This window comes from Paeniglutamicibacter sp. (assembly GCF_046714615.1).
Classification (GTDB): Bacteria; Actinomycetota; Actinomycetes; order Actinomycetales; family Micrococcaceae; genus Paeniglutamicibacter.
On sequence record NZ_JBKKAP010000133.1, the window covers coordinates 1 to 3,770 of the forward strand.

4 protein-coding genes and 1 pseudogene are annotated in these 3,770 nt (G+C 63.1%); 2 read left to right on the plus strand and 3 right to left on the minus strand.

The features are described 5' to 3' along the window. The first annotated feature begins 461 nt into the window (after positions 1-461). Positions 462-1,902, plus strand: a pseudogene (locus ACLQ7E_RS15680) (IS1380 family transposase). A 139-nt stretch (positions 1,903-2,041) separates the two neighbouring features. On the opposite strand, the gene ACLQ7E_RS15685 reads toward ACLQ7E_RS15680, so the two are convergent. Genes ACLQ7E_RS15685 through ACLQ7E_RS15695 form a run of 3 tightly spaced genes read right to left on the minus strand, consistent with a single transcriptional unit; the run spans position 2,042 to position 2,736 of the window. After that, positions 2,042-2,323 (minus strand): transposase, encoded by a 282-nt coding sequence (locus tag ACLQ7E_RS15685; protein WP_411733515.1) that lies wholly within the window; start codon positions 2,321-2,323, stop codon positions 2,042-2,044. Further along, entirely contained in the window at positions 2,324-2,560 is a 237-nt protein-coding gene (locus tag ACLQ7E_RS15690; protein WP_411733512.1) for a hypothetical protein, read from the minus strand. It abuts the gene before it with no gap. After that, positions 2,557-2,736, minus strand: coding sequence for a hypothetical protein (locus ACLQ7E_RS15695; protein ID WP_411733513.1), 180 nt, complete (start codon positions 2,734-2,736; stop codon positions 2,557-2,559). Before ACLQ7E_RS15695 ends, ACLQ7E_RS15690 begins: the two co-directional genes overlap by 4 nt. Positions 2,737-2,890: 154 nt before the next feature. On the opposite strand from ACLQ7E_RS15695, the gene ACLQ7E_RS15700 reads away from it, so the two are divergent. Beyond that, a complete protein-coding gene (locus ACLQ7E_RS15700; RefSeq protein WP_411733514.1) occupies positions 2,891-3,130 on the plus strand; it encodes a hypothetical protein in 240 nt (79 codons plus the stop codon). Positions 3,131-3,770 lie beyond the last annotated feature (640 nt).

Below are 3,770 nucleotides of genomic sequence, written 5' to 3' on the forward strand. Positions count from 1 at the left end.
CGTCAAGAAGGTGCGACATTTATCGCCCCCCAGCGAATCAATCTTGATGAGAAATTATGAAGGAATGAAGTGGTCCCCAAGTGTCTAGACCCCATCTAATGCCTACTGCCCCTAGCAGCCCCCCAAACGGTTCCCCAACCGTTGGCATCTAGCTTGGAGTCTAGGAGACATTATTGAGGCTGTAAAGAGTTATTCCTGAGAATCTCTTTTTGGGCGGGGAATCTCGTGGGCGTTTCGCTTTGGTAGGGAGGTAATGCGGCTCTTCGGATTCTGGCGTGGTGAGGACATCCCATGCCAGGCAGTGTCGGTGGCCGCCAGCAGAGAGCAGTGAGCGGATGCGTTAGCCCGGTTTCATGAGGGCCAGCGTCATTAACCGTCTTTAACGAGGAAAAGGTGACCTGAACTGGGAAAATAGAAGTGTCTAAGCTTTATATCCATCGGTTCAAAGGGTCACCTTTTCAATGCACAACCCTACCGCATTCTTCCTTACCGTCCCGGTATCCCTCACCGGCCAGGCACTGGTGTCCCACGCCGGGCTGGGCGTGCTCACCGGCTTCCTCAACGTCCCGGGTTTCCGGAAGCTCTGCGAGGACCGGTTCTCCCAATTCGTGCCGGCCATGGCGGTGCACCGACCCGGCAAGATCCTCGGGTCCCTGGCGACCTGCTCGCCGCCGGCGGCGAACAGGTCGCCGACGTCGACCAGCTGCGCGCGGCCCCGGCGTTGTTCGGTTCGGTGGCCTCGGAGGCGACGATCAGCCGGTTCATGGCCCGGGTCAAGGACCAGCCCGAGGCCTTCGCCTACGGGTTCGCCACGATGCAGCGAACCCTGCGATCCAAGATCTGGGCAGCGGCCGGCAAGCGGAACCCCGGGCGCCGGGCCACCGCGGCGGACCCGCTCACTATCGACCTCGACGCGTCCCTGGTGCACGTGCACTCCGAGAAGGAAAAGGCCGCGGGAACCTACAAGGGCGGGTATGGATTTTCGCCCCTGATCGCCATCGTCGACTACGGCCAGGACAACGGGACCGGTGAAATCCTCGCGGTGATGATGCGCCCGGGCAACAAGGGCAACAAGGGCGCCAACAGCGCCAAGGACCACATCGAGGTCCTTACCCGGGCGCTGGCACAGCTGCCGGAGGACTTTTATGACAGTAACGGGGATTTGATCGGGGAGAAGATCCTGATCCGCACCGACAGCGCCGGGGCCTCCCGCGAATTCCTGGACCACCTGCACTCCCTGGGCATCCAGTTCTCCACCTCCTTTGCTCTGCCGGTGGCCAACGAACGCCTGATCGGGTGGATCAACGAGAAAAAGTACTGGGAGCCGGCCACCGACCAGCACGGCAACGAGCGCCACGACGCGTGGGTCATCGACGCGACCGAGGTCCTGAAACTGAAGAACTACCCGCCCGGAACCCGGATCCACCTGCGGGCCGAGCCCCTGCACCCGGGGGCGAAGGCCAGCCTGTTCGACACCGACGGCAACCGCGTCACCGCCTTCCTCACCAACGCACCCCGCTACAACGTGGCATTTTTGGATGCCCGGCACCGGGCGAGGGGCGATGCGAAAACAGGATCAAGACCCTGAAGAACACGGGCCTTGGCAAGTTTCCCTTCTCGTTGGCCGCCAACGAGGCGTGGGCCGACCTGGCGATGTTCGCCATGAACCTGGTGTCGTGGATCCAGCTCTCGATCCTGCCGTCGGGGCACGCGGCCGGGGTCTGGGACGTGAAGCGCTGGCGGTACCGGCTGTTTTCAATGGCCGGGAAACTGGTGCGCGGCGGACGGCAAACCCGGCTGCTGCTCCCGCGCACGGCGCCCGAGGCGGACCTGGCCATGGACCTGCACCGGCGCATCACCCGCGCCCACCAGCACTTCAGGCACGGCAACCTGGCCGCCTGAACCCGCGGCCCGGCCCACCGCGACGAGACGAAAGACCAAGACTCCGGGCAGTGGAACCCGGCACCACCGGCAGCCGACACGGCCATCGCCTGCATGCCCGAAAACGGCAAGACCGCCAACTCCGCACCAAAATACGGAATCAGCGGTCAGCCGGCACCTCATGAAACAGCTGGGCTAGGCGATCGCCACCTCTCCGTCCTTGTCGCCGGCCCCGAGCAGTTCGGTGAGAAGGGCGCGTTGCTTCTCCTTGAAGTGCTCGGCCCCTTGCAGCAGGCGTCGGGGGGATCTGTAGAGGGGGTCGTTCTTTTAGCCCCCGTTTGCCGGTGGCCTCCTTCTGGACCCGGCGCCTGACGTCATCGACCATGGGCCTTCCGGGCTTGACTACGTGGAACGCGTCCAGAATCATGACTGCGTCGGGCAGCTATTCGTCGATGGCGTTGGCATAGCCGCGGAACGGGTCGAGGGTCGCGACCTTGATGCCGGGCCTGAAATCCTCGAGATGGGCACTGAGCCAGTTGAAGGGGGCCCTTCGGCTCCGTCCGGGCAACAGGTCCAGGAACCGGGCCCGGATCCGACCCCTTTCGTCCCTGGTGTGGTCGACGAACCCGGTCAGGACCGGCTCGCTGGCGAAGCCGGTGTGCCGCCAGATATGCGTCATCGACGCCCCGGGGTTCTGACGCCGCGCGGGCGGTCGGGGTCGGTGATTTCCAGCTGGGCCAGCGCCTTTATATTGTCCCAGATCGTGTGACTGTCCACGCCGAGTTGCCGCGCGATCGCCGAGCCCGCGTTGTCTTGTTCCTTCAGCTGCTCGTGCGCCCAGTGGCAGGCCCGCATGGTGAGTTTTCCCGTGGCCCAAGGTGGTGGCGCTCCTCGGAGAACGTCATCATGTGGCATTGTTTTTCGTGGCAGCGGAACACCCGCTTGTTCCGGTGCGGGACCACCGGGGAGCCATGGGCGGGAATGTCGGGATCGGCACGTTGCGCCGGGCTTGGGAACTGGCCTGGGTGCCGCACCCACGGCACCACGCGGTGCGTTCCGGAGTTTCAACCACCACGACGAGCCGGGCCGGGTCCCGGAGGTCCGCCGCGAGCACACGGAGGCCTTCCAGGTCCAGGAAGGCGTCGGCCCTGTCCCGCAGGAGCTGGCCACCGGATTCGCGGCGGCATCCGAACGAAGTGGTGCTTCGTGTTTCCACGGGGTCGACGGCAGCACGCAGCCAGAGTTGTAATGGTTCAATGTCTGGGTCTTTTTTGCGTTTTTTGGTCGATAGTCGATAACCATTCAAGAAGGCCCTGACGTCTATCCGGGCCACGGCACTCCGAACGCCCCCAATGACGCCCGCCAGATTGCGACCTAAAGGCACCTGTGCGACGCCCAAATCCAAGAAGAAGCGTCATCAAAATTGGTAGCATGATTGAAAATTCACTGCTGAAGCGCCACATTGATCATGCTGTGTGTGAGGGACAAACTTGAGGCCTTTCCCGCTCGGAGCGTGGGCCAAGTCGGCGGCTCATTCCAAGCCAATAGAGCAGTAGGCAGCCGAGAGTCCAAGAACGTCCGAAATCGGCCGCAAACCTTCCCCGTCCGCTGTATGCACGAAACGGGTTCCGGGCGACTGATCGGATTCGCCCGGACGGCCGCCAACGGCAGTGAAGCACCCGCGGCTCGCCGCAACCACGCGGGTCACCCTTCCGGAATCGGAGACCGCTGACAAGGTCGATTCACGGCTCTCGGACTTTGAGCGTGGCGTCATCAAATAAGTAGGGCCCGCAGCCCTACGGAATTATGGGTGTTGACTAAGACATTCATAATTCCAAGGACCACGAGCCGTGTTAAATACTACGGGCGCAGGCGATGCTGCGTCGACC

Excerpts from the sequence above, each read along its gene's own strand:
- ACLQ7E_RS15690 (WP_411733512.1), bottom strand. The coding sequence starts at position 2,560 with ATGACGCATATCTGGCGGCACACCGGCTTCGCCAGCGAGCCGGTCCTG.
- ACLQ7E_RS15695 (WP_411733513.1), bottom strand. The coding sequence starts at position 2,736 with ATGCGGGCCTGCCACTGGGCGCACGAGCAGCTGAAGGAACAAGACAAC.